The organism is Actinosynnema sp. NPDC023658 (genome assembly GCF_040639995.1).
Taxonomy (GTDB): Bacteria; Actinomycetota; Actinomycetes; order Mycobacteriales; family Pseudonocardiaceae; genus Actinosynnema.
The window spans coordinates 570-1150 of sequence record NZ_JBFAAX010001425.1; the positions used below are offsets into that span (position 1 = coordinate 570).

Consider the following 581-nt stretch of genomic DNA (forward strand, 5'->3'; position numbering starts at 1 on the left):
GGCAGCACGCGGATCGTGCCGCGCGGTCCGCACAGCAGCGGGTGCGGGTAGGAGCGGTGGGCCCACTTCGGCGAGTCCGACGTCGCGTAGGTGCGGGGCGTGATGACCTGCGGCACGTCGTCGGACTGGTCGTTGAACTGGAACAGCGGGTCGTGGCCCTCCGACAGCGTGTCGTGGCGGTCCGGCCCGTCGATCGACGGCGCGACCGGCTCGCCGTTCGGGCCGGGGTCCGGCCAGTGCCACTTGCGCATGCTGCGCACGCGCGGCAGCACGCCGCACATCGACACGCCCAGGTCCTCGTGGTCGCCGGTGGCGAACACGCCGCCACCGCCGTCCATGAACTCCGCCAGCGCCCTGAGCTCGGTCTCCGCCAACGGCGGCCGGGGCGCGCGGGCCACGCCGAACAGCCAGACCTGGTCGTACGGCGCGAGGTCGTGCGCGTCGAACCGGAACCCCTGGATCTCGGCCGACAGCGCGGGCAGGTTGTCCTCGCGGTGGACCTTGGTCACGTCGAACCGCACCCACGGTCCGGGCGGCGGTTCGAGCACGTCCACGAGCGTGGCCAGGCCGAAGTCGGCCCG

The 581-nt window shown here is 73.5% G+C and carries 1 protein-coding gene; it reads right to left on the reverse strand.

Going from position 1 to position 581, the window contains the following annotated elements:
* Positions 1-581: hypothetical protein (locus AB0G02_RS41525; protein WP_360806461.1), on the reverse strand; the 581-nt coding region annotated here is incomplete at both ends.